This window comes from Sphaerisporangium sp. NPDC004334 (assembly GCF_053602655.1).
Genome location: NZ_JBSGDZ010000020.1, coordinates 113,552 through 138,598, shown reverse-complemented (window position 1 = coordinate 138,598; position 25,047 = coordinate 113,552). Strand labels below are relative to the sequence as shown.

Annotated in this window: 24 protein-coding genes and 1 pseudogene; 9 read left to right on the top strand and 16 right to left on the bottom strand. The window is 70.7% G+C overall.

From position 1 onward, the window contains the following. Positions 1–115 precede the first annotated feature (115 nt). Positions 116–919, bottom strand: a complete 804-nt coding sequence (locus tag ACWEN6_RS26355; RefSeq protein ID WP_452573704.1) for an acVLRF1 family peptidyl-tRNA hydrolase — start codon at positions 917–919, stop codon at positions 116–118. 779 nt (positions 920–1,698) lie between these two features. Between ACWEN6_RS26355 and ACWEN6_RS26350 the strand changes: the two genes are divergently transcribed. After that, positions 1,699–2,739 carry an EAL domain-containing protein gene (locus tag ACWEN6_RS26350; RefSeq protein ID WP_452573702.1) on the top strand — a complete coding sequence of 347 codons (1,041 nt, stop codon included), beginning with the start codon at positions 1,699–1,701 and terminating at the stop codon, positions 2,737–2,739. A gap of 706 nt (positions 2,740–3,445) precedes the next feature. On the opposite strand, the gene ACWEN6_RS26345 is transcribed toward ACWEN6_RS26350, so the two are convergent. After that, positions 3,446–3,979 (bottom strand): pyridoxamine 5'-phosphate oxidase family protein, encoded by a 534-nt coding sequence (locus tag ACWEN6_RS26345; RefSeq protein WP_452573701.1) that lies wholly within the window; start codon positions 3,977–3,979, stop codon positions 3,446–3,448. Between the two features lie 54 nt (positions 3,980–4,033). Continuing rightward, the gene (locus tag ACWEN6_RS26340; protein ID WP_452573699.1) at positions 4,034–5,131 is read right to left on the bottom strand and encodes a serine hydrolase domain-containing protein; all 1,098 of its coding nucleotides are present in this window, start codon (positions 5,129–5,131) and stop codon (positions 4,034–4,036) included. 376 nt (positions 5,132–5,507) lie between these two features. Between ACWEN6_RS26340 and ACWEN6_RS26335 the strand changes: the two genes are divergently transcribed. Continuing rightward, positions 5,508–6,755: a carboxylate-amine ligase gene (locus ACWEN6_RS26335; protein WP_452573697.1), complete on the top strand. Its 1,248-nt coding sequence runs from the start codon at positions 5,508–5,510 to the stop codon at positions 6,753–6,755. Between the two features lie 82 nt (positions 6,756–6,837). Here ACWEN6_RS26335 and ACWEN6_RS26330 read toward each other — a convergent pair whose 3' ends face one another. From ACWEN6_RS26330 to ACWEN6_RS26320, 3 genes are all read right to left on the bottom strand, one after another. Further along, positions 6,838–7,584 carry an aspartate/glutamate racemase family protein gene (locus tag ACWEN6_RS26330; RefSeq protein ID WP_452573695.1) on the bottom strand — a complete coding sequence of 249 codons (747 nt, stop codon included), beginning with the start codon at positions 7,582–7,584 and terminating at the stop codon, positions 6,838–6,840. Continuing rightward, the gene (locus tag ACWEN6_RS26325; RefSeq protein WP_452573693.1) at positions 7,581–9,215 is read right to left on the bottom strand and encodes an NCS1 family nucleobase:cation symporter-1; all 1,635 of its coding nucleotides are present in this window, start codon (positions 9,213–9,215) and stop codon (positions 7,581–7,583) included. The genes ACWEN6_RS26330 and ACWEN6_RS26325 overlap by 4 nt, the downstream gene beginning before the upstream one ends. Before the next feature lie 285 nt (positions 9,216–9,500). Next, positions 9,501–10,418, bottom strand: a complete 918-nt coding sequence (locus ACWEN6_RS26320; protein WP_354930296.1) for an NADP-dependent oxidoreductase — start codon at positions 10,416–10,418, stop codon at positions 9,501–9,503. 155 nt (positions 10,419–10,573) lie between these two features. Between ACWEN6_RS26320 and ACWEN6_RS26315 the strand changes: the two genes are divergently transcribed. Continuing rightward, positions 10,574–11,476 (top strand): helix-turn-helix transcriptional regulator, encoded by a 903-nt coding sequence (locus tag ACWEN6_RS26315; RefSeq protein WP_452573691.1) that lies wholly within the window; start codon positions 10,574–10,576, stop codon positions 11,474–11,476. A 157-nt stretch (positions 11,477–11,633) separates the two neighbouring features. After that, on the top strand, positions 11,634–12,278 hold the full coding sequence (locus tag ACWEN6_RS26310; protein ID WP_452573689.1) for a LysE family translocator: 645 nt from the start codon (positions 11,634–11,636) through the stop codon (positions 12,276–12,278). A 49-nt stretch (positions 12,279–12,327) separates the two neighbouring features. On the opposite strand, the pseudogene ACWEN6_RS26305 reads toward ACWEN6_RS26310, so the two are convergent. Continuing rightward, positions 12,328–12,717: pseudogene (locus ACWEN6_RS26305) on the bottom strand (ATP-binding protein); the annotation flags it as partial. A 312-nt stretch (positions 12,718–13,029) separates the two neighbouring features. Here ACWEN6_RS26305 and ACWEN6_RS26300 point away from each other — a divergent pair. Both ACWEN6_RS26300 and ACWEN6_RS26295 read left to right on the top strand, forming a co-directional pair. Further along, positions 13,030–13,848: a helix-turn-helix domain-containing protein gene (locus ACWEN6_RS26300; protein WP_452573687.1), complete on the top strand. Its 819-nt coding sequence runs from the start codon at positions 13,030–13,032 to the stop codon at positions 13,846–13,848. Next, on the top strand, positions 13,839–14,036 hold the full coding sequence (locus tag ACWEN6_RS26295; protein ID WP_452573685.1) for a DUF397 domain-containing protein: 198 nt from the start codon (positions 13,839–13,841) through the stop codon (positions 14,034–14,036). Before ACWEN6_RS26300 ends, ACWEN6_RS26295 begins: the two co-directional genes overlap by 10 nt. Before the next feature lie 173 nt (positions 14,037–14,209). On the opposite strand, the gene ACWEN6_RS26290 is transcribed toward ACWEN6_RS26295, so the two are convergent. Further along, complete coding sequence (locus ACWEN6_RS26290) at positions 14,210–14,845, bottom strand: cysteine hydrolase family protein (RefSeq protein WP_452573683.1); 636 nt, start codon at positions 14,843–14,845, stop codon at positions 14,210–14,212. Positions 14,846–15,224: 379 nt separating this feature from the next. On the opposite strand from ACWEN6_RS26290, the gene ACWEN6_RS26285 reads away from it, so the two are divergent. Next, positions 15,225–16,052, top strand: coding sequence for an LLM class F420-dependent oxidoreductase (locus tag ACWEN6_RS26285; protein ID WP_452573681.1), 828 nt, complete (start codon positions 15,225–15,227; stop codon positions 16,050–16,052). A gap of 275 nt (positions 16,053–16,327) precedes the next feature. Here ACWEN6_RS26285 and ACWEN6_RS26280 read toward each other — a convergent pair whose 3' ends face one another. Further along, positions 16,328–17,371 (bottom strand): trypsin-like serine peptidase, encoded by a 1,044-nt coding sequence (locus ACWEN6_RS26280; RefSeq protein WP_452573679.1) that lies wholly within the window; start codon positions 17,369–17,371, stop codon positions 16,328–16,330. Positions 17,372–17,655: 284 nt separating this feature from the next. On the opposite strand from ACWEN6_RS26280, the gene ACWEN6_RS26275 reads away from it, so the two are divergent. Then, positions 17,656–18,183 carry a GNAT family N-acetyltransferase gene (locus tag ACWEN6_RS26275; RefSeq protein ID WP_452573677.1) on the top strand — a complete coding sequence of 176 codons (528 nt, stop codon included), beginning with the start codon at positions 17,656–17,658 and terminating at the stop codon, positions 18,181–18,183. A gap of 107 nt (positions 18,184–18,290) precedes the next feature. Here ACWEN6_RS26275 and ACWEN6_RS26270 read toward each other — a convergent pair whose 3' ends face one another. Next, positions 18,291–19,091: an SDR family NAD(P)-dependent oxidoreductase gene (locus ACWEN6_RS26270; RefSeq protein ID WP_452573675.1), complete on the bottom strand. Its 801-nt coding sequence runs from the start codon at positions 19,089–19,091 to the stop codon at positions 18,291–18,293. A gap of 76 nt (positions 19,092–19,167) precedes the next feature. Here ACWEN6_RS26270 and ACWEN6_RS26265 point away from each other — a divergent pair, with 76 nt between their 5' ends. Then, positions 19,168–19,761, top strand: a complete 594-nt coding sequence (locus ACWEN6_RS26265) for a TetR family transcriptional regulator (RefSeq protein WP_452573673.1) — start codon at positions 19,168–19,170, stop codon at positions 19,759–19,761. A gap of 63 nt (positions 19,762–19,824) precedes the next feature. Here ACWEN6_RS26265 and ACWEN6_RS26260 read toward each other — a convergent pair whose 3' ends face one another. From ACWEN6_RS26260 to hisG, 6 genes are all read right to left on the bottom strand, one after another. Further along, a complete protein-coding gene (locus ACWEN6_RS26260) occupies positions 19,825–20,400 on the bottom strand; it encodes a dihydrofolate reductase family protein (protein WP_452573671.1) in 576 nt (191 codons plus the stop codon). Positions 20,401–20,585: 185 nt separating this feature from the next. Next, the gene (locus ACWEN6_RS26255) at positions 20,586–21,191 is read right to left on the bottom strand and encodes a response regulator (protein ID WP_452573669.1); all 606 of its coding nucleotides are present in this window, start codon (positions 21,189–21,191) and stop codon (positions 20,586–20,588) included. Positions 21,192–21,285: 94 nt separating this feature from the next. Further along, the gene (locus ACWEN6_RS26250) at positions 21,286–22,431 is read right to left on the bottom strand and encodes a sensor histidine kinase (RefSeq protein WP_452573667.1); all 1,146 of its coding nucleotides are present in this window, start codon (positions 22,429–22,431) and stop codon (positions 21,286–21,288) included. Between the two features lie 3 nt (positions 22,432–22,434). Further along, entirely contained in the window at positions 22,435–23,172 is a 738-nt protein-coding gene (locus tag ACWEN6_RS26245; RefSeq protein WP_452573665.1) for an ABC transporter permease, read from the bottom strand. Positions 23,173–23,175: 3 nt separating this feature from the next. Further along, a complete protein-coding gene (locus tag ACWEN6_RS26240) occupies positions 23,176–24,066 on the bottom strand; it encodes an ABC transporter ATP-binding protein (RefSeq protein ID WP_354844955.1) in 891 nt (296 codons plus the stop codon). A gap of 105 nt (positions 24,067–24,171) precedes the next feature. Beyond that, a complete protein-coding gene (gene hisG / locus ACWEN6_RS26235; protein ID WP_452573663.1) occupies positions 24,172–25,017 on the bottom strand; it encodes an ATP phosphoribosyltransferase in 846 nt (281 codons plus the stop codon). Between the last annotated feature and the right edge of the window lie 30 nt (positions 25,018–25,047).

Genomic DNA, 25,047 nt, shown 5'->3' with positions numbered 1-25,047 from the left:
CGCGTCGCGCCCGCGAGGTCGAGCAGCGGAACCGGACGGCGCGCCCCCTCCTACCGACGCGGACGGCGGAGGCCGCGGGATCGAGCAGCCGGACACGGCAGGCGGAGGCCGGGGCTCAGCCCGCGGGGTCCAGCAGGCGGACGCGGACGGCGCGGAAGTTCTTGGGGGTGTCCTGGAGCACGGCGAGCCGCGGGTCGGGCACGTCCAGGAAGGGCCCGGCCTCCAGGGCGAAGAGCGGCGCGAGCCGCCGGTCCGCGCGCAGGGCGTCCACGGCGCGCCGATCTCCCCCGAGGACGACCGCGTCCAGCGCCGCCACCCGCGGCACCAGCACCCGCGCGGCCACGTCGGCCGCCGCCTGCGACGCCTCGCCGGCCTGCTTCTCCCTGCGGCGGGCGAAGCGCTGCTGCGACCAGCCTCCGGCCGCACTGCGCCCGTGCACCAGGCGCGAGCCCACTTTCGAGGCCACCAACCGCCGTCCCTCGAACACGCCCGCCGCGTGCCCGCCGAGCCGCACGAGCAGGACACCGATCACCCGCTCGGCCGTCGCGTGCGCGACCAGGGCCGCGAGGAGGCCCTCACCGCGAACGTCCTCCGCCTCGGCGGTGGCCGTCTCGGGCGGCACATCTGCGGAGGGTGGCGCGGTGGACGTCTCGGGCGGCACATCCGCGGTGGACGTCTTGGGTGGCACATCCGCGGAGGGTGGCGCGGTGAACGGGGGAAAGGGGACGTGGAGTTCGGCGACGGCGCCGTCAGAGGCGCGCAGGCACACCACCTCGCCGCGCGGGACCGCTGTGGCCTCGTCCCGCAAGGCCGCTTCGCTCGCGCCGTGCCGCTCGGCGAACCCGCGCAGCCATCCCTCCAGGCGCTCGGGCGCGACCGACACCCATCGCCCCCCGCCCGCCGCCGGTCGTCCCGCCATGACCAGCGACAGTACAGGACGAAGGCCCACGCACGCGGACGGCGGACAGGCCGCCCGTGCCCGTCCCATGAGGCGAGACCCGCCCGTGGCCGGCCGGGTCGCCTCGCCGCCCACCTGGCGCCGAGTCGCACCGGCCCGCGCCACCCTGCGGAGCCACACCTCGGCCTCACTCCGCAGGACCGCCTGCCGCGGGCCCGCCGTGGGGCTCGGAGGAACCGGCGAAGATGGAGGCACCCGGAACGGGATCTTGACTACGGGGTGTGACAGCGCTTCCGACTGTCGGTAAAGAAATCCTTCCCTCCAACAGTGGGGGAAATATCCGTGAATTCCGCCTTCCAGCGTGCCTTGAAGTGATGAAACCGCAGCACAATCCATGGGTGACGGTCCTCAGAACCTCTTCCCCGGCCGCCTCGATCCTGGCGACCGCCACCCATACCGACGCATCCCCGGGAGCCTCGATGGCCCCTCCGGCTTCACCGGGATCTCCCGGCGCCCCCTCCCCCGGCCGCCACGGAGCCGCCCCCGGCGGCCCGGAGGCGGTCCTCCCGGGACACCCCGCGCCCCCACATCCCGGCGCGACGCCGACGGCGACGTACCCGGGCTTCCCGACCTCCGGCCCCACGGGCTCCGGGGGCCACCCGGGCTTCTCCTCTGGACCATCTGGACCGTCTGGACCTTCCGAGTCGTTCGCGTCGTTCGGGGCGTTCCCGTCGGGGACGCCGGGAGCCCCGCGGGCCACTGCGGCCTTCCTCCCGATCGTCGATCTGGACACCGGAGGGGTGATCGCCGTCGAGGCGGCCTCCATCGGGATCACAGGAGACGTCTCGGGGACGGTCGCCGCCGCCTACGCCGCCGCCCACGAGGAGGCGCTGCTGCCGCTGCTGCTCACCGTGCCCTCGGACGCGGTGGTCCAGGGCTCCGGAGCCCTCGCCCCCTTGCACGAGGCCATGCGCGCCACCAGCCGCCGCCCCCGCGAGGTGATCCTGGTGATCACCGGCGACGTCGCGGCGCGCGACCGCCGGGCCCTGCTGACCGGCATCGACGGCCTGCGGACCATCGGCTACCTGGTCGCCGTCGGCGGCCTCGGCACCTCGTACGTCCCGCTCGACCTGATCGCCGACGCCGCGCCGTACGCGCTGGTGCTCTCGCCCGAACTGATGGAACGGGTGCCCCGCGACGCGCGGCGCAACGCCGTCGGCGAGGCGGTGGCGCACATGGCCAAGAGCCTGGGCGTCCACGTCCTGGCTCCCCAAGTGCGCGACGAGGCGCAGCTCACGACGCTGCGCGGCTGGGGGGTGCGTCTCGCTCAGGGGCCGCTGCTGGCCCCGCTCGACTGGCGGCCCTCGCACGGCAGGGTGCACGTGCCGCTGCCGGTGCCGGCCGAGCCGCAGCCGTCGATGATCGACCTCGGGCCCCGGGTCCAGGAGTTCCTGATGCCCGCGGTGACGCTGGGCATGCACGCCACGGCGGAGGAGGTGGTGGAGGCCCTCGGCACCGAACCGTCGATCACCAGCGTCATCCTGGTCGACGAGTATCAGCGTCCACGGGGAAGCGTGGAGCGCAGCCGCTTCCTGCTGTCGATCGCCGGCCCCTACGGGCACGCGCTGCACGCCAAGAAGCCGGCGCACCGCCTGGCCGACCCGCCCCGCGTCGTGCCCAAGACCACCCCGGTCATCGCCGCCATGCAGGTGGCGGGCAAGGACTCCGCGCGGGTGTACGACGACCTGGTGGTGGTGGACGAGGTGGGCCGCTGCATGGGCGTCGTCCACGTCGGCGACCTGATCCGCCACGTCGCCGACCTCCAGCCCGCCCAGCGCTGACCCGGGCCGCCGCCTTTACGTTGTAGATTTCCGCGCCTGCGAGGGCGTCCCAGGACACGTCCTCAGGGCCGGAGGCAGGCGTGCCCCAGATGTGAACGGCTACCCGCCCTCTGGTGACCTTGGTCGGACCCGTCTCAGGGCCGCCTTGAGCAGAGCCGGGGCCGGCCGCCGGCGGTTGTCCGCGAGGTGGGTCATGCTGATTTCGGGGAGCGGGGCGCGGTAAACCGGCCGCGACGCCTGCACGTCCCACAAAGATCACTACCACTATCCAGTTATGGAGAGCGACCGCGTGGGCCAGCCCCCCTATCCTCCGAACCAGCCGCCCTACGGCCACCCGCAGCAGCCGTACCACGATCAGCAGTACCCACCGCCGCCACCCGGGCCGCGCAAGATCGTGACCAAACAGCGTGGTCTGTCCGCCGGGTCACACACGCTGCACCTGGTGCTGACCATCCTCACCTGTGGCTTATGGGCCTGTTCGTGTGGCTCCCACTGTGGATCTTCCGAATGATCGTCCGCCGCAAGCAGGTGACGAAGTACCACTACTGATCCGCTCGAACGCCTCCCCGCGCCGGCATGCGCAGGAGAAGGGCCTCGCACGGCTGAAGCCGTCACCCGCGATCGCCATCCGGTGGCCTGGCCCGTCCGAGCGCTCTGCGGCGGGGAGGTCACGGCACGACTGCGTGGGCGGCGCGGCGTTGCGCCTTCAGCTCCACCGGTAGCGGGTCTCGGATGACTCGCTACCGGTGGCGAAGGCGAAGCCCTTGTCCGGCTGGAGCCGGTAGAGCCGGACATCGCCGGTCCGGACGGCGTCGCCCAGGTGGTACCAGGTTCCGTCCTCGCGGGTGAGCTGCCAGCCGTAGGCCTGTTCGAAGGCGGTCGCCACGGCGTCCCTGGTGGCCTGGTCGGTGACCAGGCTCGCGGTGCCTTCGATGACGTAGTCCACGCCGGTCAGGGTGCCGGTTCCGGCGGTCAGCGCGCAGTGCCGGTTGGCGCTGAGATTCTTGGCCTTCTGCTCGTTCTCGCCGGTGGTGAACCACATCGCGCCCAGCGTCCACATCGCCAGCAACGGTGTCACGTGCGGGCGGCCATCCCGGCGCACGGTGCACAGCTGGAACTTCTGGATCCGGCGCAGTGCCCACTCCGTCTCCTCCCAGGGCGTCGGGCAGGCGCCGGGCGAGGAGAACGGACCGAGGCCGGTCTGCGGCGCGGTCGAGTCGCCGGCCGTGTGAGCGGACATGATCTCTCCTTCTGATCGTCGCGAATCCCATCCCGGCACAGCCGCAGGAAATGCTCAGCGGGTCCCGGCGAGGTGGTCGGCCAGAATGGCGGTGACCGACAGGGCGGTGTCGAAGTTCGGGACGAGCCGGGTTTTCGTCAGCGCGAAGGCGACGCCCCGCACGGGGTCCGCGTAGGCGTAGCTTCCGCCTCCGCCCGGCCATCCGAATGCCACGGAGTTCTCCTCGGCAGGTGCGCCGATCCTGCCTATCGGGAAGCCCAGCGCCATCCGCGACGGATTGCCGAAAACCTGATCCACACCCTCGAACGCGAGCGCGGACGGTTCCGCCGACCGCGCGGAGTCCAGGAGTTCGCCCTGCAGCACGGCGTTGAACATCGCGGCGAGGCCGTGAGCGGTGGCGCTGGCCACTGATGGAATGTCGGCGCGCAGGATCTCCTCGTCGTTGCCGAAGTCGGCACTGGGCCGGCTTTCCCAGGGTGCGAGGATCGCAGGACCGTCGTCCGGGCCGGCAGGCCATCGCCGCGCCTGCTGCTCCAGGCGTGCCAGCCCCGCGAGCGACTCCTTGGGAGCGGCGAAGTAGAGCCGCCCCTCGATTCCGAGCGGCGCGGTGATCCACTCACGGAGCAGCTCGCGCATGGGCCGCCCGGTCGCGCGGCGGGCCAGTTCGCCGACGAGATGGCCGAAGGTGTACGAGTGGTAGCCGACGGCGGTGCCCGGCGGCCAGCGCGGCTCGGCGGCGGCCAGCGCCTCACACACCCTTACCCAGTCGGGAAGCTCGCGCGGGGTGATCTCTCGCGGCATGGCCGGAAGGCCGACGGTGTGGGTCAGCACGTGCCGCAGTGTCGCCGTGGCCTTGCCGTGCACGCCGAACTCGGGCCACAGGTCCGTGACCGGGGTGTCGTAACCGATGAGACCACCCTCTACGAGCAGATGCGCCAGCACGGCCGCCACGTTCTTGCCGGTGGAGAAACTGAAGATCGGCGTTCCGGAGGTGAGCGGCCTCCCGGTGGCCGGGTCGGCCGTACCGGCCACCGCGTCGACGATCAGCGCGCCATGGTGATGGACGGCGACCTGCACACCGGTCTCCGCGCCGGTCTCGATCAGCGTGTCGATATGACGCTGGATCCGGTCCTGTATCCCACTCGTCGCCATCGCCGTCACCTCCCCCGCAGCGCGGAGGAATCACCTCTCCGGTCCGGCGGAATGTGAGGTGCCGCCCGTCCGTGCCCTCCGCCGGGCATGCCGACTCGGCCGCCGCGGTTCCCGTCCAGACGCGTGGCGCGCGTTCGCCATGCGGCACCCGAACGTCGATCACTCCTGAAGCGGTGCGGGGCGAGCATGTTCCCCCTCGCCCGGGGAATGTCGGGGCGCATCGATCATCGCCCTTCGGGGCTCGTGGGTGAGGGGTGGCGGTTTTAGAATGGCGTCGATGAACGAGCCGAAGCGCCGCAAGCCGCCCGTGTCGCGCAGGTGCCCGGGCCGTCGTGAGCCGTTCGTGGTGTCCCCGTCATGGCCCGGGGCGGTGTAGGTGAGCTTCGCGCGGTCCTATCGGCCGGCCGAGGGCGACGCGGTCACCCTCGGCGTCGAGGAGGAGTTCCTGGTCGTCGACGCCCTGGACGGCCGCCCCGTCCCCGGCAACGCACGACTGCTGGACGTACTCGACAGACCGTGGGCCGGCGAGCCTGCGAACGTGGCCGACCGGCACGCCGAGCAGGCCGCGGCGACCGGCTCAAGCGCCCCCGCGACGGCGGGTACGGGTGCCGGGCCGGCGGGGTCGGCGACCGGGTTCGAGGCCGAGTTGCTGGCGTCCATGATCGAGACGGTGTCGCCTGTGCGGACGGACCTGGGCGGGCTTCGCGAGGTGCTGGCCGCGGGCCGGGCCCGGCTGGGACGCGCCGCGGCCGAGTCGGGCCTGCGCGTCCTGGCCATCGGTTCTCCGGTCACCCCTCCGGCCGTCCCCCGCACCGTGTCGGCCAAGGCGCGGTACGGCGAGCTGCGCGACCTGTACGGGCTGCTCGTCACCCAGCAGGAGACGTGCGGGTTGCACGTCCATGTGGGCGTGGCCGACCGTGAGATGGCGGTGGCGGTGGTCAACCGGCTCAGGCCCTGGCTGCCGACCCTGCTCGCGATCTCCGTGAACTCCCCGTTCTGCGACGGCGCCGACACCGGCTACGCGAGTTGGCGCACCGTCGCGCTGTCCCGCTGGCCCGCCACCGACATCCCCCCGCACTTCTCCAGTGCCGCGCACTACGACCAGGTGACGGCCATGCTGCACCGCAGCGGCGCGCTGGTCCCCTCAGCGCACCCGTACTGGCTGGCCAGGCCGTCGGCGCGGTTCCCGACCGTCGAGCTGAGGGCCGCGGACGTCGCCGCCACCGTGGACGAGGCGGTGCTGCAGGCCGCCCTGTCCCGCGCGCTGGTGCGCACCGCCTGCGCCGAACTGGCGGCGGGTGAGGACACCGCCGACCTCGGCGACACCGAGATCCTGCGGGCCGCCCTGTGGGCCGCCGCCCGCTTCGGGCTGAACGGCGACGGCGTTCATCCGAGGACGGGCGGCGGGGTGCCCGCCACCGCGCTCGTGGACGAGATGCTCGACCGCATCCGTCCCGCGCTGCGGGAGACCGGCGACGAGGAGGAGGTCGACCGGCTTCTGACCGCGCTGGCCCGCACGGGCACCGGCGCCGAACGCCAGCGCGCGCTGCTCGCCCCGGACACCGGCCGGGCCGGCGCGGCACGCCTGATCGAGGCGTTCGACATCGGCACCGCGAGCCCCTGATCCGGCCGGCACGACCACCGCGTGCCGGCGTGGCCGACGGACCACATGCCGCGATGGGGCGTTTCCGGCGGCGCGGCGGAAGTCATCCCCGGGCCGGGATGGTGAAGCCGCCGAGAGGTCCCGAATAGCGCTTGGGCGGGGGCGGCGCGTACTCGCCGCGGGCGCTCGTGCGCAGCCCGAGGCGCACCAGAGACTCGACGAGGGTGGTGGCGGCGGTCACGCCGTCGATGACCGGGACGCCGAGGCGACCGGAGATCTCGGCGCAGAACGCCGCCATCCCGGCGCAGCCGAGCACCACCGCGTCACTGCCGTCCGCTTCGAGGGCGGCGGCGCACAGCCTGGTCACCACCTCGCGGGCGTCACCGTCAGGGCGATCCAGATCGAGCACGGAGATGTCGCAAGCGTGCACGCCCCGGCAGGCGGCGGCGAAGCCATACCTGTGGGCGAGGTCCCAGGCGCGGCCCACCGTCCTGGACAGGGTGGTCACCACGCTGAAGCCACGTCCGACGAGGGTCGCGACGTGCATGGCGGCCTCGGCGATCCCCACGACGGGGCCGGCCGCCAGCTCGCGCGCCGCGTCCAGGCCGGGGTCGCCGAAGCAGGCGATGACGTACCCGTCGGTCCCCTCCCGCTCACCGGCCGCGACCTCGGTGAGCAGCCCGGGAACGGCGAGCGCCTCGTCGTAGTGGCTCTCGATCGACTCGGGGCCCATGGCCGGGCTCACGGCCACGATCGTCGTGCCCGGCCCCGCCACCGCCCGGGCGCAACGGCCGATCGACTCGGTCATGGCCTGGGCGGTGTTGGGGTTGATCACACGGATGCGGGTCACGGGCCGGCCGGAGTCGCGCCCTCCGGGACGGCCGCTCGCGCGGCGGCCCCGTCGTCGGAGGCGGCGGCCCCGTCGGAGGCGGCGGCCAGGTCGCGGTCCAGGCCGGTGATGCGGGGCGAGACCCGCTCGAACGCGACCAGCGCCACGAAGCCCAGCCCGCACCCGATGAACCAGCTGTAGTCGGCGATCCAGGTCAGGTCGATCGTGGTCAGACCGAGGTCGAGCAGCAGCTTGGGTGCCAGCACCGAGGCGATGGCCGGCACGCCCGCGGCCACGGTCGCCCACACCGCGTTCGGGTTGTACCCCCCGCGGAACCAGTAGCGGCCCGCCCGGTCGAGCGTGAACAGCTCGTCCACCCACACCCGCTGCCGCGAGCACACGTAGTAGCCGGCGATCAGGATGCCGAACAGCGGCCCGATGAGGGCTCCGAGCAGGCCGAGCGTGTAGTGGATGGCGTCGGGGTTGCCGTACCAGTTCCAGGGCGTGAGCAGCACCGACCCGACCGCCGCGATCATGCCGCCGGTACGCCAGCTGATCCGCCTGGGGTTGACGTTGGAGAAGTCGAACGCCGGGGAGATGAAGTTGGCGACGATGTTGATGCCGACCGTCGCGATGACGAAGGTCAGCCCGCCGAGCAGGATGGCGAACGGCGTGTCGATGCGCTGGACGGTGTGGATGGGGTCGGTGATCAACTCGCCGAACACCGGCACCGTGGCCGAGGCGGTGATCACCGTCAGGATGGAGAAGAAGAGGAAGTTGACCGGGAGCCCCAGCAGGTTCCCCCTCTTCACGGCGGCGAACGAGCGCCCGTACCGGGAGAAGTCCCCGAAGTTGAGCATCGGGCCGGAGAAGTAGGAGACGACCAGGGCGATGGCGCCCAGCATGACCGGGATGGACTCACCGAAGCCGAGCACCTCACCCTGGGAGAGGTCGAGGCTGATGTTCCGCCATCCCGCCCGGCTCACCAGGTAGACGGCCAGGACCAGCATGACCACGTACACGGCGGGCCCGGCCCAGTCGATGAACCGGCGGATGGCCTCCATGCCCTTCCAGAAGACCGCCGCCTGCGCCACCCAGAGGATGGCGTAGCAGATGTACCCGAGGGCGGGCAGCCCCAGGAGCCCGTACTCGCGCACGTCGTTCAGGGCCGCCGTGGCGGGCCAGAACTTCAGGAAGATGATGATGAGCGCCTGTGAGGCCAGGTAGGTCTGCACGCCGTACCAGGCGATGGCGATGAGTCCCCGGACGACGGCCGGGATGTTCGCTCCCAGCACGCCGAAGATCGCCCGGTTGATGACCGGGTACGGCACACCGGTCATCTGGCTGGGCTTGGCCACCAGGTTGCAGAAGACGTTGACGATGACGATGCCCGCCACGAGCGCGAACAGCACCTGCCAGCTCGCCAGGCCCAGGGCGAACAGGCTGCCCGCGGTGACGTAGCCGCCCACGCTGTGCACGTCCGACATCCAGAAGGCGAAGATGTTGTAGGAGGACCAGTTCTGGTGGCGCAGTGGAGCCAGGTCCTCGTTGGCCAGCCGGGGATCGTAACCGGGCTTGACCAGGCCGCCGGCCGGGGCGTCCTCGCCGGAGGGCGCCGGGACGGTCGTCGTGGTGGCGGTAGTGGTGACCATGTCGGGTGCGTGGCTGGGTGGAGGTGACACACTGGATTCGGTCATTTCGCATCCCTGGGCGAAAGGTGCGGACGGACATGTCCTGATCAGGGACCGGCAGTGCAGTGCGCGCACGCGTACGGTCGAGAGAAACCCTCGGCCGACACCGTCAACCTATTACTTGACACCCGGCAGCGAATTTCGCCGGTGTTAATCCCTTATGACAGGGGCGAAATGGCGCCCATACCGCTCGGCGGACGAGTCGCCTTCCGGCGAATCCCTCTGATCTCCAGTGCCGTACAGGCTCTAGGGCCGGAGCACGATCTTGCCGTGGGTGTGCCCCCGCTCCAGCTCGCGGAAGGCGTCACGCACTCCCTCCAGCGGGTAGGCGCGGGCGATCGGCACCTCAAGCTCCCCGCGCGCGGCGAGCCGGGCCAGTTCGCCGAGCACGACCGCGCACGCCGCCGCGCCTTCTCCGTAGGTCCGCGCACCGACCTTGGCCGCGGCCCGCCAGTCGCGGATCGTGTCGATCCGCTCGGGCCGCACGCCCAGTTCCACCGCCAGCGCCACGTAGCCGTCGCCGAAGGTGTCGATGAACGCGTCGACGTTCCCGCCGCAGGCCTGCCGGATCCGTTCGGCCACACCCTCCCCGTACCTGACCGGGACGACACCGCGGTCCTTCAACCAGGCGTGGTTCGGCTCGCTCGCCAGCCCGATCACCGTGGCGCCGCGCCGCCGGGCGAGTTGCACGGCGAGCGAGCCGACGCCGCCCGCCGCACCGGAGACGACGACCGTGTCCGCCGGTCCGGGGTCGACCGCGAACACGGTCGCGTACGCGGTCGTGCCGGCCACGTACAACGACCCGGCCACCTCCCAGGGCAGCCCCTCCGGGCGCGAGACCAGATTCACGTCGTCGACCACGACGAACTCCGCGTGGCTCGCCCTGTTGTGGGTGAAGCCGAGGACCTCGTCTCCCACCGAGAAGCCCCGCACCTGCGGACCGGCCTCCACCACGACGCCGGCCAGATCGCTGCCCTGCCCGGAGGGGAACCTCGCCGGCCAGCGGTCGTGCCGCGCGCCCTCCCGGATCATCACCTCGCCGGGCTGGATCCCGGCCGCGCGGACCTCGACCAGCACCTGCCCGGGGCCCGGCGCAGGACGTTCCACCTCCTCCACCCGCAGGACATCGATCCCGCCGTACTCGTGGAACCGCACTGCCTTCATGACGTGATCACCGCTCCGCCTCGTCCGGTCGGGCCTTGGACGGCCACACCAGAACTATGCCTTCGCCTTCGACGGCTGAGAACCGGAGCGGTCCGCCTAGGATCGGCGGTCCGAGGATGCGTTCCACGAGTGGTGATATCACTACCGATATGGTGATGAACCGTGACGACCTTGCCGATTTCCTGCGCCGGTCCCGGGAACGGCTGACTCCACGGGACGTCGGGCTGGTCGAGGGCCCGAGGCGGCGTACGCCAGGACTGCGCCGCGAGGAGGTCGCGGTGCTCGCCGGGATGTCGTCCGACTATTACATGCGGCTCGAGCAGGCCAGAAGCCCGCAGCCCTCGGTTCAGATGCTGGCCGCGCTGACGCGCGCGCTGCGGCTCACCACCGACGAGCGGGACCACCTGTACCTGCTCGCCGGACACCGCCCGCCGGAGGGGGCGCGGGCCGGGGAGTACCTGCGGCCGAGCATGCTGTACCTGCTCGACCAGCTGGACAGCGTTCCGGTCCAGGTCCTGAGCGATCTGGGCGACCTGCTGGCGCAGAACGACATGGCGGCGGCGTTGTTCGGGTGCGTGTGCACCGTGGCCCAGGAGGACCGCAACATCGTGCTGCGCTGGTTCACCGAACCGGACGTGCGAAGCCACTTCGCAGCCGAAGAGCACGAGGAGCACGCCCGGCAGCTGGTCGCCGACCTGCGCGCCGAGGCGGCCCGCCGGGGCAACGACGCGGCATCCCGCACACTCGTCACGCGGCTCCGCGCGGCCAGCGCCGAGTTCGCGGCGCTGTGGGACCGGCACGAGGTCGCGGTGCGCGTGTCACACCCGTACCGGCTCAGGCATCCCGAGCTCGGCAGGATCGACCTCGACTGCGAAGTGCTGGCGACGCCCGCGACCGACCAGCGGCTGCGGGTCTTCACTCCGCCGCCCGGCGGCACCGAGGCGCTGGACATGCTTCGCGTGCTCGGCCCGCAGCACCGGCACGACACCGCCGCGACGCGTGCCACGACCAGGACGAGCGCACCGACGAGGGTGATCGGCGACTCACGTACGCCCTGAGCACGTCAGCTCCGTGATCGCACCCGTGGTCGATCGAGCGATCACCCACAGCCGACGATCATCGAAGTGGACCCTCCTACGCGGAGCGATCGGGTGGGTCCGGAGCCTTCGACTCATCTCAAGATCCGAAGCCCGCACAGGCCCATAGGGTCGGGATATGACACATGAGGCGCTTGTGGCTTATCTCGGCATCGTCACGCTGATCACCATAACGCCCGGCCCCGACACGGCCATGGTCGTGCGCAACGCGATGCGCCACGGCTGGGCCGCCGGCGTGCGCACCGGCCTCGGCAGCGCGACGGGCCTGCTGCTGTGGGGACTGGCCGCGTGCGCGGGCATCGCCGCGGTGCTGGCGGCGTCCGCGCTCGCCTTCACCGTGCTCAAGCTCGCCGGCGGCGTCTACCTCGGCTACCTCGGAGCTCGCATGCTCTGGCAGGCATGGCGGCGGGCGGCGCGTCCCGCGGCGACCGTTCCCGTGCCCGTCCAGGCTCCGGTGACCTCCGGGGCGCTCTTCAAGCAGGGGCTGACCACCAACCTGCTCAATCCCAAGGCCGCCGCCTTCTTCACGGCGCTGCTCCCCCAGTTCGTCACGACCGGCGGCACGGCGGCCACCCCGCTCATCATCGGCCTGACGCTCATCGCGGCCATGGGCAACCTGACCGGGACCTTCGTGTTCGCCTTCACCGCGCACCGGGCGGCCCGGCTGTTCGGGCGCCGTCTCTTCGAGCCGGTGCTGGACGGCATCGTCGGCGCCGTCCTGCTCGTCCTCGGCGGCAGGCTCGCGTTCAGCGGACGTCCCTGACCGGTGACCCCGCGGCGCGCTGCACTTCGTGGTCACGACGACCTCGCACCTAGCCGCCTCGACGCGGAAGTGACACCCCCCCTGAGGCTTCGGGTACCGAGCCGAAGGCGCACCAGACGATCTTGCCGCCGGTGACCGGGTAGCGGCATCCCCAGCGGTCCGCCAGGGCGTTCACCAGCCACAGGCCGCGCCCGCCCTCGTCGTCCGGCCCCGCGGCCTTGAGCCGGGGAGGGGTCCGTCCGGCGTCCCACACTTCGAGCACGACCAGGACGCCCGTCTGGTGCAGGTCGATCCAGATGTGACCGGGACCGGCACACCCTTCCAGAGCCCCGATCTTCCATGTCGCCTTGACGGCGTTGGTCGCGAGCTCCGAGGCGACGAGTTCGGCGGTTTCGAGGATGTCCCTCTCTGCCCCACTTCGACAGCACGCGCCTGACGTGTTCGCGCGCGTAGCCCGCGGCCTCCGGTTCGGCCCTCATCTCCAGGTACTGCTCCCGCGTTCTGCCGCCGCCCATCGGCCGCCTCCACGATACGAGTCGGGGTGTCGGGTGCCCGGCGGCGAGGCGCGTCCAATTACGGTCGTGGACCGAAAACCGTCTGCCACTGGGCACGAATTCGCCTTACCATCCTGTAGTCGATCGGATACTTTGCGTAGCCGATCGAACTCACCGAAAGGCACTCCCCCGGTCATGGCGTGGTGAGCTCGTGGGATGTGCCGTGGCGCGGCGAAGGCGAGGGATAGATGGGCAGAATGGTCGATATCGACCCCCAATCATCGGGTGCGGCGCGGTTCTCGTACGAGCTACGGCGGCACCGCCTCAGGGCGGGGATGACCCAGGAGCAGTTCGGCCGCAGGGTCGGCTACTCCGAGAGCCTGATCGGCATGGTCGAGACCTGCAGACGCATCCCCACAGAAGGCCTCGCCCAGTTGTGCGACCAGGTCTTCCGCCTCGACGGCGTCATGCACGGCCTCTACCTGGACGCCTGGCCGCCCCTCCCCCCGGTCCCCGAGCATTTCCGCGACTGGGCCGCCGAGGAACTACGCGCGACCGATCTCCGTCTATGGGACCCCCTCCTCGTCCCCGGCCTTTTCCAGACACAGGCATATGCACGGACGCTCTTCGAGGACGACCCAGGCATCACGGCGGAAATGATCGAGACACGCCTCGCCGGCCGCATGCAGCGCAAGAACGCCCTCTCACGCGACGACCCGCCCATGGTCTGGGCCCTCGTCGATGAGGGCGTTCTCCATCGGCCGATCGGAAGCCCCGCCGTCATGCGTGAGCAGATGGAAAGCCTGGCGGGAATGTCCCGCCTGCCGAGGATCACCATTCAGATAGTCCCCTACGGTTCCAGGGCCGCCGCAGGGTTTCTCGGGGCGTTCGGCATAGCGGAAATGCGCGGTTCCGCTTATACCGGATATGTGGAGACACAGCCGCAGGGACGTACCGTTGACGATCGCGCGACGATCACACGGCTTCGCACCTTGCACGACACTCTCCGCGGCGAAGCTCACGCACAGACCCTGTCCCTCAAGATGATCGAGGAAGCGGTGCGGAGATGGATCTGACCAAGGCGCGATGGCGCAAATCGAGCCGGTCCGGAAGTGACGGCGGTATGTGCGTCGAGGTGGCGGCCAACCTGCCCGGAGTCGTCGCCGTCCGCGACTCCACCAATCCCGGCGGCCCCGTCCTGACCTTCCCCCCGGAGGCCTGGACGAGGTTCCTCCGGGCCATGAAGTCCGACCAGACCACCTGAGCGCCTGAGCCAAGAAGCCCGCCGCCGGCACTGCGCGACCGGCACATGAGCCGGCGGCGGCCCTGGGCGTCGATACCGGGGATGTCCACGTCCGAGGTCTCGCGGATCCATGCCGGCCTGGATGAGGAGTCACCGTCGCGCCCCGGCGGAGAGAACGACCTCGCGGCCTGCCTTCAGCCCGACCGAACGCTCCTGCCGCTCGCCACGAGGAAGCCTCCGACGTCGACGGTGGCATGGGAGATCAGCCGGTAGCGCCGCACCATTTCCTCGTAGGCCTCCTCGCCACCGATGGCGGCGGTGGCGTCCGTGAACGTCGTCACGTGGTAGCCGCGTTCCATCGCACTGCGCGCGGTCGACTCCACGCAGAGGGTGCCGATCATCCCGGCGACCGCGACGTACTCGACGCCGTGCTGACGCAGTTGGACGTCGAGGTCGGTGTTGGCGATCACGTCGATGTTCTTGTGCGGGATGATCGTGATCTCGCCGGGACGCGGCCCCAGCCGAGGGTGAAAGTCAGCGCCCCAACTGCCGGCCTCGAACATCCGCTTCTCGTACATCTCCTGGTGGATGCCGGACAGGTGCTTCCACGTCGTGTAGTCCTCTTCGGTGTAGGACATCGGACAGAAAAAGATCGGTATCTGTCGCTCGCGTGCCCCCGCGAGCAGGCGTACGAGATTATCCAGAACACCGATCCGCGCGAACTCGTCCTTGAAGAGAGGGTAGCCTTTTCCATTTTCGGAGAAGATGTCGTTCACGGTGTCGATCAGGACCAGGCCCGTGACCTTCGGTTCATATGTGACCCTCGACATGATGTGTCCTCATGTTTTCGATCTCACAGATCCCAGTGATGCCGTTCAGGGGACGATGCCTGCGAGCTCTGAGGACGCGCCGATCGCCGTCGATGCGCGGTGGTGGATACCGAACCAGATGGCGCGCCCAGCAGCGCGACTCCCACGTACTCACACTACCTGCAGCGCTGCCTCATCCCAGGAGCGGCCTGAGAACGCGTGCACGGCGGAACCCGCCGGCGGGTGGCCCGCGGCCTGACGGTGGTGAAGATCGGTGACCGGCTCGAACGTCGCCGCATCGTGGTGCCGTACCGGACGCCGCACGGTTCCGCGTCGGGCGGTGCGACTCCGGCCCACCCCTGGCAGGCGACAGGCGCAGGGAGAGTGCTTGACTTGAGACATGAGGGTTGGTGTCACGACGTTCATCACGGACGAGGGCATCCGGTCTGCCGTGCTGGCCAAGGCGTTGGAGGAGCGCGGTTTCGATTCCCTTTTCCTGCATGAGCACAGCCATGTCCCAGTGAAGCGAGAGACGCCGTTCATCATGGGCGGCGAGCTGCCCAGGGTGTATTACCGCACGCTCGACCCGTTCGTCGCGTTGTCCGCAGCGGCGACGGTGACCGACGACCTGCTGCTCGGAACCGGCGTGGCCCTGCTGGCCCAGCGCGATGTCATTCATACCGCCAAGGAGGTCGCCAGCCTGGACCTGCTGTCCCGCGGCCGGGTGATCTTCGGTGTGGGCACGGGCTGGAACCGGGAGGAGATGCGCGATCACGGCACGGATCCACGCACCCGGGGGGCCCTGCTGAACGAAAGGCTCACCGCGATCAAGGAGATCTGGACCAGGGACGAGGCCGAGTTCCACGGCCGGTACGTTGACTTCGACCCGATGTTCTGCTGGCCCAAGCCGGTACAAGACCCGCATCCGCCCATTTACATCGGTGGAGATGGCCAGGCGGCGTTGGCCAGGGTGGCGGAGCACGGCGATGGTTGGATGCCGCACTCGGCGGACGACCCGGCCCGGGTCCGGCCCCAGTTGGACCAGTTGGCCGAGGTCGCCGGGGACGTGCCGGTGATCGTGGCGTCGGTGTCACCCGATGCCGAACTCATCGCCGCCTACGCGGAAGCGGGGGCCGACCGCCTGGCGCTTTCGCTGCCGACCCTGCCCGAGGACGAGACCTTGCACGTGCTGGACGAGTTCGCCACGCTCGTCAGCGACCATCTGTAACCACGCCGGCGCCAGGTCAGCCGCTGCCGGCGGGCCTTACGGCCCTCGATGGGTGGATGACTGTGGGCGTCTTCAAAAGGCGCCGCGGACCGTGCCGTCGTCGACGCGGACGGTCGCGCCGCTGATGTACCAACCCCGGCGGCCCCGTCCTGACCTTCCCCCGGAGGCCTGGACGAGCTTCCTGCGCGCCACGAAGGCCGGCGAGGTGGCCTGAAGCAATCAACAGCGGCACCGCGCCCACCCGTACGGGCGGGCGCGGCGGGGACGGAGGGCGCTCAGATGATGGAACCCGTCCAGTAGGCGGTGGCCTTGAGGTAGACCCCGTACAACTCGCCGTCGAAGTACGGCGATATGCCGGTGTCGTACCGGCCGTCGCCGTCGGTGTCGGAAACGCTGACCGTGATGCCGTTGAGATAGCCTTTACGGCTGTCGTCGCTGTACTGGGTCAGCCACGAGGACCCGAGGGACCCCTCACCGGTGAACGGTGAATCCACGCCGACAGGCCGGTCCATCCTGAACATCGTGACCTTCGCCGCGAAGGCCGCTCCGGTCGAGCGTTCGAGGGTCCCGCCGGTGTAGGGCAGGCTGCCGTCGGGGTGAGGGCCGGCGGGATAGCCGAGCACGTCCACCGTCGACGGGAGCGGCTGGTTGGCCTCGATCCCCTGCCCGCCGACGTTATCGCCCAGCCTCCCGACGTCGCTCAGCGCGTCCGGCGACGCGGAGACGACCCCGTCGTACACGTTCACGAAGGCGTAGTCCCGGTCGTAGTCGCGAAGGTCGTCCAGGTCGTAGTGGGTGTAGGCACGCTTGCCGACATAGAGGCCGAACGGGGTCGTTCCGTCGGAGTGGCCGCCGGGGACGAAGACCCACTTCCAGAGCGCGCCCATCGGAGCCTCAACATCCAGCACGCAGTGCCCCGCCGTCGCGACGACGTTCCTGAACTTCGCGTGCACGACCGTACCCGTGCACCAGTGCGGCAGCAGATCGCTGCCGATGAAGAACACCTTGCCCGAGGTCGGGGGCGTCTCGCCCTCAGGCGAGGCAGGCCCCTCCAGCGGCGGGATGGACGCCGGAGGACCGTCCGGGACGATGTCGGCGGAAAGCCGTTCGCCGCCGGTCTCGGTCTCCACGGTGTACGGCGTGGCGTTCCTCAGATTGGCGGCCCCGTCGGCCAGCCAGAAGCTCGCGACCTGCTGAGCCGCCGTCACAGTGGAAGCCAACGGCACGGCCAGCGGACTCGCGGCCCGGGCCGGACCTGCGACGACGGTGGACCCCAGCAAGCTCAACCCCATGCCCATCGCGATCAGCGCACGCCTCAAGCTCGATCTCCCGTCCGGTCAGCGAGGCGCCTTTCCGCCCCGTCAGCGTGGAGAGCCGGCCGATCGACCCGGCCGACCACCACCAAGATCGTAACCTCGGCCCAAGCCCCGCTCCTAGAAGTTTTAGATCACATGTTCGATACGGAGAGCGCCGCCGCTCAGAAGCGCACGGCGCCAGAGCCGCCCTGAGCTAGCCGCCTCGGTCGAGATGAGGCCGGGAAAGGCGCGGGCACCCTCGCTTAGGCTGGCTGTCTCATCCGACGCGCCGCGACGAGGATCGGCCCATGCGCAGCAGCACCAGGATCCGTCTGATCGAGCCCGCCGACGCCGCCCCGATAGCCGCGCATCGGGCGCGGGACTTCGAGGCTTTCCGGCCGTGGGAACCCGCCCAGCCAGCCGACTTCTTCACCCCAGAGGGCCAGGCGGAGCGGATCGACGGCTTGCTGGCCCGATACCGGGCCGGCTCGGTCTGGCCGGGTGTGGTGCTCGCCGACGACCAGGTGATCGGACAGGTCACCGTCGGGAACATTCTGCCGCAGCCGCATCTGCTCCGCGGCTCCGTCGGATACTGGATCGCCGGCGTCGCCCAGAATCAGGGGCACGCCGGACGCGCCGTCGGGCTCGTGCTCCAGGTGATGACGGACGAACTCGGGTTGCACCGCGCCGAGGCGTCCACCAACCTGGAGAACCTGCCGTCACAGCGGGTGCTGCGCCGCAATGGGTTCAGCCCGTACGGCGTCGCGCACTCCTCGATCTTCCTCGACGGGAGCTGGCGGGACGGACTGCTGTGGGAGCGCCTCCTCAGCGACTGATCAGGTGTTCCCTGATCTCGGCTGCACCTGGCCGCTGGACTCTTCGTCCGAGCCGGCCTTGGGATTGGCTCGACACGCGATGACCTGGCTGGTCGCGGTGGGTGCGTTCAGAAGGCGCCGCGGACCGTGCCGCCGTCGACGCGGATGGTCGCGCCGCTGATGTACTCGGCGTAGGGGCCGCACAGGTAGGCGACGGCGCCCGCGATCTCCTCTGGCCTGCCGTAGCGCACCCGGTCGTTGGGCACGATCTCGCGGACCGAGTTGTACTCGATCTCCTCCCAGGTCTCGCCCCAGCCGCGCCCGGGCGACAGCTTGACCAGGAAGTCACGCACGGCCGGGACGAGGATCGCGCCGGGTGCCACGACGTTGGAGGTGACGCGGGTGCCGGCCAGGTCGCGGGCGAGTGAGACGGCCAGGTTGTGCCGGGCAGCGAGGGAGGCGTTGTAGTGCGGGTGGCTGTTGAACGGTTGCGTACTCAGGCCGCCTCCGATGGTGACGACCCGCCCGTAGTCGCGTTCACGCATGGCCGGAACCAGGCGCTGGATCATCCGCACCCCGGACACGACATTGATGTCGTAGGTGTCCTTCCATATGTCCGCGGTGGCGTCGGCCCAGTTCAGGTGCTCGTACGCGCCGGCGTTGTTGACCAGGATGTCGACGTCACCGCCGGCCAGAGCGTCCTCGGCCGTCGCGTCCGCGCCGGCATCGGTGGCCAGGTCGCCCACCGCGATCGACGCCTTTCCGCCGTCGGCGGCGATCGAGTCGGCGACCGCCTGTGCCCGTTCGGCGCTGCGGCCATGGATCACGACCGCGGCGCCTTCCCGGGCGAGCAGCCGGGCGGTGGCCTCACCGAGTCCGGACGTCGACCCGGTGATCAGGGCGCGACGTCCGGTGAGTTGCAGATCCACCAGAACTCCTTGGGTCGAGACTTTGTCTACAGTCGTAGACTACCACGACAAGTTGTCAGTCGTAGACTTGCTCGCCATGACGCACCCCACCGCCCGGCCCCGCAATGCCGCGGCCACCCGGCAGGCCATCCTGACCTCGGCGATCACGGCCTTCACCCGGCACGGCTACGACGGGGTGGGCGTCCGCGACATAGCCGCGGACGCCGGAGTGACGGCCATGCTCGTCAACCGCTATTTCGGCTCCAAGGAAGGGCTGTTCACCGAGGTGGTGGACGTCTCGTTCGCCGAGCCCACGATGGTCCCGGCCGATCCGGCCGATCCGGCCGATCCGGCCGACCTGACGGCCGAGACCGCCCGCGCGCTGGTGGACCGCACCACCCCGGAGACGGACCACCTCGGACCGTTCGAGCTGACGCTCAAGTCGGCGGCCAACCCAAGAGCGGCGGAGATCATCCGAGCCGGCATCGAGAAGCACGTGGGCGCCCGTTTCACCGCCGCCCTGCACGGCCCCCACGCGCGGGAACGCGCCGAACTGGGGCTCGCCCTGCTGGCCGGCACCTGGCTGCTGCGCCGCCTCATCGGTACCTCGGCGCTGCGCGACGCCGATCCGGATCTGCTGACGGCTCAGGTCACCCGCATGCTGGCGGTGGTCGTCGAACCACCGGCCTAGCCACGGCAGCGGTTTCGGGGCCGGGCCGACCGCCACGCGAACCGGCGGCGGCCCCGTCGCCGATCAGCCGTGTCGGGTCGGCCGGTAGGTCAGCACCTGTGTGTGGCCGTCGAAGGTCCGGGCCTCGAGCAGCTCGAGGTCGAAGTCGTCCGCGCCGTCGAAGATCCGGTCCACGCCGGTCGCCCCGGAGATCACCGGGAAGACCGTCACCTCGATGGTGTCGACCAGGCCGGCGTTCAGCAGCGCCCGGTTGAGCGTCAGGCTGCCGTGGGAGCGCAGCGGCACATCGGATTCGGCCTTGAGCCGCGTGACCACCTCGACGGGATCGCCGGACTCGATGGTCGTGTCCGGCCAGTCGAGCGGCTCGGTCAGCCGGCTGGACAGCACCGTGACCGGAGAGGCGAACATGCGCGTGATCCATCCGTCGAACAGGCTGCGGTCGAAGCCCGCGTCAAGGAACGGCGCGTTCGACGCGTAGGTCGTGGCCCCGAGCACCATGCGCAGCGGGTCGCGGTAGGCGGCGGCGCGATGCGCGAGGAACTCGGGGCCCTGCTTGCCCCAGTAGCCGCCCCAGTCACCGTCGTGGTTGGCGAAGCCGTCAAGGGTGGAGAAGATGTCGAAGGTGTAGGTGGCGGTCACGGTGTCTCCTCGCGGGAAGTCGGTCGCGCGCCTTGCGGCGGCCTCACCCCTGCTACGAACACCACCGCCCCGATCCGACACGCTTCCCCGGATCTCTTTCAGAACCTTCCGGGCTCATCCGAACGGCCCGAGCGTCGCTCGCGCGAAGCGCGCCGGATGCTCCGGCCACGCCCTCACGCGCGTCGTCAGAGCCAGCCTTGGGATTGGGCTCGCTGGACGGCTTCTATGCGGTTGCGAGTGTGGGTCTTCTGGATGGCCGTGGACAGGTAGTTGCGGACGGTGCCCTCGGACAGGTGCAGGCGCAGGGCGATGTCGCCGATGGTCGAGCCGTCGGCGGCGGCGGACAGCACGTCGCGTTCGCGCGGGGACAGCGGGTTCGGGCCGGCGCTGAGGGCGGCGGCGGCCAGGGCCGAGTCGATCACCCGCTCCCCGGCCAGCACCCGCCTGATGGCGGCGGCCAGCTCGCGGGCCGGGCTGTCCTTGACCATGAACGCCACCGCGCCGGCCTCCATCGCCCGGCGCAGGTAGCCGGGCCGGCCGAACGTCGTGAGGATCATGACGCGGCAGCCGGGCGCCACGCGGACGATCTCGGCGGCGGCCGTGATGCCGTCCATCACCGGCATCTCGATGTCGAGCAGAGCGATGTCGGGTCTGGTCTCACGGACGACGGCGACGGCCTCCTCTCCGGTGGAGGCCTCACCGACGACCTCGATGTCGGCCTCCAGGCCGAGCAGGGTGGACAGGGCGCCCCTGACCATCGCCTGGTCCTCGGCCAGCACCACTCTGATCACGTGCCGCTCCCGGGGGTGCGAAGGCCGGGCGGCGGCGTGACGCGGCCCGGGCGGGGTGTGCGCCAAGCCATGCGCGGATGGTTCGTGAGCCGGGTCACGCGCGGGTTCCCACCGGGGCCGGGACGGTGACGCGCAGGTGGAAGCCGCCCCCGGCGGAGGGGCCGGCGTCCAGGGTGCCGCCGGCGGCCTGGACGCGCTCGGCGAGCCCGGTCAGGCCGCTGCCCGGCCCGTAGGTGCCGTCCCCGTGGCCGTCGTCGGTGACCTCGAGACCGGCCCTGCCCTCGTGATAGGTCACGGTGATCTCGCACCTGCGGGCACGGGCGTGGCGGACGACGTTGGTGATCCCTTCGCGCACCGCCCAGCCGAACAGGCCGTCCAGGGTGTCGGGCAGCGGAGTGCCGGTGGTGCGCACCACGACGTTCACCCCGGCCGCGTCCAGCGCGGCGCGGGCGCTGTCGAGCTCCTCCGACAGGCCGCGCTGGCGGTAGCCGGTGACCGCCTCGCGGACCTCCTGCAGGGCCATGCGGGCGACCGACTCGATGTCGCGGATCTCGCCGGTGGCCCTGGGCGAGCCGCTCTCGGCCAGCCGTCCGGCCAGCTCGCTCTTGAGGACGATGAGCGACAGGCTGTGGCCGAGCAGGTCGTGCAGGTCGCGGGCGATGCGCAGCCGTTCCTCGCTGGCCGCCAGGCGGGCCACCTCGCTCTGCGCCCTGTGCAGCCGGTTGAGCAGCACGCGGGTGTTGCGGACGCTCATGAACAGCACGCCGAGCGTGACGACCTGCATCACCAGCAGCGCGATGGCCCCGCCGTCGGCCCCGGCGATGCGGCCGTCCACCACCACGACGCCGGCCATTCCCGCGATGCCCGCCAGGGCCACCCGGCTGGGCAGGCCCATGCTGATCACGACGGTGACGTAGACGGGCAGCGCCACCCAGCCGCCCCCGAAGATGATCGGGAGCACGATGGCCATCAGCACGAGCACCGACAGCAGCGGAGCGGTCCAGCGTCCCGGCTCGCCGTAGTCCTTCGGGCTGAGCACCGTGGCGATGTAGCAGGTGACGAAGGCGACCAGCGAGGCGACCGCCCAGTACGCCTTGGTTCCGGTGATCGCGCCCGAGGTGACGTCCGAGACCGGGTAGAACAGGTAGACCAGGCCGAAGGACGTGCCGAGCAGGCGCCTCCAGCGGGACGGCTTGTCGCCCGCCCCGCCGAAGGTGAACACGCTGCTGAGACCGCTCATGACTCAGGCCCGCACCGTCGCCCTGCGGTAGGCGAACACCGCGATGGCGCCGAGCGCGACCGCCCAGCCGAGGATGCCGGCCACCGACGCCCCCGAGGGGGTGTGACCCGCGACGATGTCCCAGCCGATGGAGGCGTAGTCGTAGGACGGCAGGGCGTGCGCGACGGTGCGCAGGGCACTGGGGAGCATGTCGACGGGGAACCACAGGCCGCCGAGCAGCGCGAGGCCGAACATGCTGATGATGGCGATCGGCTGGGCGGTGTCCGGGCGCACCAGCGAGCCGATGATGAGGCCGAGCGCCGCGAACGGGATCGTGCCCGCCCACATGACCGGGATCAGCGCGGCCCACTCCCCCGCGCTCAGCGACACGTGCTGGGTGAGCACCGCGGCCAGCACGACGAACAGCAGCGCGGGCAGCACCAGCAGCAGGGACGCGATGAGCTTGGTCAGGATGATCGACCAGCCGGGCAGCGGGGTGATCTGGAGCTGGCGCAGCCAGCCGCTCTGCCGTTCCTGCGCCCACGGGACGGCGGTGGACATGATCGAGGCGGCCAGGGCCCCGTAGGCGCCCATGGACACCATCAGGATGACGGCGGCCCGCGTGCCGGTCGAGGGGTCGGCCTGGTCGCCGTACAGGTTGGAGTACAGCAGGTAGAAGGCGACGGGGAAGGCCACGACGAAGATGATATAGCGCTTGTTGCGCAGCATCCGAAGCAGTTCGATCTTGATGTAGTGCGGCATGGTTCACGCCTCCGAGGACTGGGTGAGAGCGAGGAAGGCGTCCTCCAGATCGGCCCCGTTGATCTGCAGGTCGCTGATCTCCAGCGTGGTGCGGCGGTACAGCGCGGCCACGGTCGCGTCGGTGTCGGCGGTGCGCAGCGTCACCCTGCCGTCGAGGATGGTGACGCCGGTGACCCCCGGCAGGGCGTCCAGGCGGGCCGCCGACTGGACGCCGAGCGAGAACTCCACCGAGCTGCCGCCGGCGCCCGCCTTGATCTCGGCGGCCGTGCCGTCGGCCACCACCTTGCCGCGGGCGACGACGATCACCCGGTCGGAGTTCTCGTCGGCCTCCTGCAGGTAATGGGTCGCGAACAGCACCGTGCGTCCCTGGGCGGCGTAGGCGCGCATGCCCTCCCAGAAGGCGCGCCGCGACTCGACGTCCATGGCGGCGGTGGGCTCGTCCAGCACCAGCAGCCGGGGCGACCCGGCGACGGCGAGGGCGAACCGCACCCGCTGGGACTGACCGCCGGACAGCCGGTCGGCGCGGCGCGAGGCCAGGTCGGTCAGGTCGGCCATCCGCAGCAGCTCGTCCAGCGGCAGGGGGCGAGGGTAGAGGCGGCGGACGAAGTCGACCAGCTCGCGGACGGTCAGCTCGGGGATGAGCGTCCCCTCCTGGAGCATCGCGCCGATGTCGCCGGCGGCGACCGCCTGGTCGGGGGTGCGGCCGAAGACGCGGATGTCCCCGGCGGTGGGGCGGGTCAGGCCCAGCAGCATGTTGATCGTCGTGGACTTGCCGGCCCCGTTCGGGCCGAGGAGCGCGACCGTGCGCCCGGCCTCCATGGTGAGGTCCAGGCCGTCCACGGCGCGGACCTCACCGAAGCTCTTTCGCACGCCGGCGAGGGATATGGCGTTCATGTGCTCAACGCTAAAAGGGAACGCCGGAGATCCTCAGTGCCGACCATCCGGGCCTGGCGATGACATTTGTCAGAGCGGGATCATCGGAGCGGGATCAGCGTGGAATCAAAGGCGGCAGGCGAAGATGGCGGTGACCAGGACGGCCTTGGCGCCGATCTCCCAGAGCTGGTCCATGATCTGCTGGTGGCCCTTGCGCGGGACCATCGCCCGGACGGCGACCCAGCCCTCGCGGTGCAGCGGGGAGACCGTGGGCCCCTCCATGCCGGGGGTGATCGCGATGGCCTCGTCGATGCGCTCGGCCCGGATGTCGTAGTCGATCATGACGTAGTCGCGGGCGACCAGCACGCCCTGCAGGCGCCGGACGAGCTGCTTGACCGCGGGGGTCTCCTCGGCGCCGACCTGCTTGATCAGGGCCGCCTGCGACTGCGCGATCGGCTCGCCGAAGACCTCGAGGCCGACATTGCGCAATGTGGTGCCGGTCTCGACCACGTCGGCGACGGCGTCGGCGACGCCGAGCCTGATCGCGGTCTCCACCGCGCCGTCCAGCTTGATCACGCGGGCGTCGACGCCCACCTCGGCGAGATACTTGCCGAGCAGCCCCGCGTAAGAGGTGGCGATGCGCATGCCCTGGAGGTCGTGGATCGAGGTGAACGCGCCGGGCTTGGCGGCCAGGCGGAAGGTGGAGACCCCGAAGCCGAGCGGAATGATCTGTTCGGCCGGTGCCCCGGAGTCGGCCAGCATGTCCATGCCGGTGATGCCGACGTCCAAGGTGCCCTCGCCGACGTAGACGGCGATGTCGCGCGGGCGCAGGAAGAACAGCTCGCAGGAGTTCTCGGGGTCGACGACCACGAGCTCCTTGGAGTCTTTGCGCGAGCGGTAGCCCGCTTCTTTCAGGATGGTCTGGGCGGCCTCGTTGAGCACGCCCTTGTTCGGTACGGCGAGACGGAGCATGGCTTGCCGTGGTCCCTTTCGGATCGGAGA

What these genes read in the sequence shown, in the direction of transcription:
- ACWEN6_RS26275 (WP_452573677.1), top strand. Translation starts at nt 17,656, where the DNA reads ATGCGCAGCAGCACCAGGATCCGTCTGATCGAGCCCGCCGACGCCGCC.
- ACWEN6_RS26300 (WP_452573687.1), top strand. Translation starts at nt 13,030, where the DNA reads ATGGTCGATATCGACCCCCAATCATCGGGTGCGGCGCGGTTCTCGTAC.
- ACWEN6_RS26310 (WP_452573689.1), top strand. Translation starts at nt 11,634, where the DNA reads ATGACACATGAGGCGCTTGTGGCTTATCTCGGCATCGTCACGCTGATC.
- ACWEN6_RS26315 (WP_452573691.1), top strand. Translation starts at nt 10,574, where the DNA reads ATGAACCGTGACGACCTTGCCGATTTCCTGCGCCGGTCCCGGGAACGG.
- ACWEN6_RS26320 (WP_354930296.1), bottom strand. Translation starts at nt 10,418, where the DNA reads ATGAAGGCAGTGCGGTTCCACGAGTACGGCGGGATCGATGTCCTGCGG.
- ACWEN6_RS26285 (WP_452573681.1), top strand. Translation starts at nt 15,225, where the DNA reads ATGAGGGTTGGTGTCACGACGTTCATCACGGACGAGGGCATCCGGTCT.
- ACWEN6_RS26340 (WP_452573699.1), bottom strand. Translation starts at nt 5,131, where the DNA reads ATGGCGACGAGTGGGATACAGGACCGGATCCAGCGTCATATCGACACG.
- ACWEN6_RS26355 (WP_452573704.1), bottom strand. Translation starts at nt 919, where the DNA reads ATGGCGGGACGACCGGCGGCGGGCGGGGGGCGATGGGTGTCGGTCGCG.
- ACWEN6_RS26345 (WP_452573701.1), bottom strand. Translation starts at nt 3,979, where the DNA reads ATGTCCGCTCACACGGCCGGCGACTCGACCGCGCCGCAGACCGGCCTC.
- hisG (WP_452573663.1), bottom strand. Translation starts at nt 25,017, where the DNA reads ATGCTCCGTCTCGCCGTACCGAACAAGGGCGTGCTCAACGAGGCCGCC.
- ACWEN6_RS26295 (WP_452573685.1), top strand. Translation starts at nt 13,839, where the DNA reads ATGGATCTGACCAAGGCGCGATGGCGCAAATCGAGCCGGTCCGGAAGT.
- ACWEN6_RS26250 (WP_452573667.1), bottom strand. Translation starts at nt 22,431, where the DNA reads ATGAGCGGTCTCAGCAGCGTGTTCACCTTCGGCGGGGCGGGCGACAAG.
- ACWEN6_RS26240 (WP_354844955.1), bottom strand. Translation starts at nt 24,066, where the DNA reads ATGAACGCCATATCCCTCGCCGGCGTGCGAAAGAGCTTCGGTGAGGTC.
- ACWEN6_RS26265 (WP_452573673.1), top strand. Translation starts at nt 19,168, where the DNA reads ATGACGCACCCCACCGCCCGGCCCCGCAATGCCGCGGCCACCCGGCAG.
- ACWEN6_RS26325 (WP_452573693.1), bottom strand. Translation starts at nt 9,215, where the DNA reads ATGGTCACCACTACCGCCACCACGACGACCGTCCCGGCGCCCTCCGGC.
- ACWEN6_RS26290 (WP_452573683.1), bottom strand. Translation starts at nt 14,845, where the DNA reads ATGTCGAGGGTCACATATGAACCGAAGGTCACGGGCCTGGTCCTGATC.
- ACWEN6_RS26245 (WP_452573665.1), bottom strand. Translation starts at nt 23,172, where the DNA reads ATGCCGCACTACATCAAGATCGAACTGCTTCGGATGCTGCGCAACAAG.